The following is a 631-nucleotide window of genomic DNA, read 5'->3' as shown; positions in this document are numbered from 1 at the left end:
TCATGTCAAACAATGCCTTGCCGCTGGTCATCAGCGCGCCGGAGCCACGCACGCTCGACCTCATATTCACATCGCCGCAACTGGCGCGCCTCAAGTCAAAATACCGTGTCGTCGAGACCACCGCCGACGGCGTTGCAAAACTGCCGGCCGATGTGCTGGGAGAGGCCCGCTACATCGTCGGCCAGCCGCCGATCTCGCCGCGGACGCTGGAAGCGATGAAAGCGCTGCGCTGCGTCTTCAATGTCGAGACCAATTTGATCAACAACATGCCCTACGAGACGCTGTTTCAACGCGGTATCCATGTTGTCACCACCGGCCTGGTGTTCGCCGAGCCGGTGGCCGAGCTTGGCCTGGCCATGGCGCTCAACCTCGCCCGCGACATCGTCGATGCCGACCTCGCCTTCCGCCAGGGTCGGGAACTTTGGGGTGGCGACGGCAACCTGACGGCGCGGCTGTTGTCGGGCGCCGATGTCGGCATCATTGGATTCGGCGATCTCGGCCGCGCGCTGAACCGGCTGCTGTCGGGCTTCCGCACCCGCACCAAAGTCTTCGATCCCTGGCTACCGCCATCGATCCTCGTCGACAATGGCGTCGAGCCGGCCTCGCTCGACGACGTGCTGTCGACCAGCGA

Annotated in this window: 1 protein-coding gene; it reads left to right on the top strand. The window is 64.2% G+C overall.

Going from position 1 to position 631, the window contains the following annotated elements; translation table 11 throughout:
* Positions 1 to 2 precede the first annotated feature (2 nt).
* Positions 3 to 631, top strand: a 629-nt coding sequence (locus NKJ90_RS33410) for an NAD(P)-dependent oxidoreductase (protein ID WP_352487785.1), incomplete at its 3' end; no start/stop codon positions are given.

The organism is Mesorhizobium sp. M0051, assembly GCF_040323235.1.
Classification (GTDB): Bacteria; Pseudomonadota; Alphaproteobacteria; order Rhizobiales; family Rhizobiaceae; genus Mesorhizobium.
This window is presented reverse-complemented; position numbering and strand designations above follow the sequence as displayed.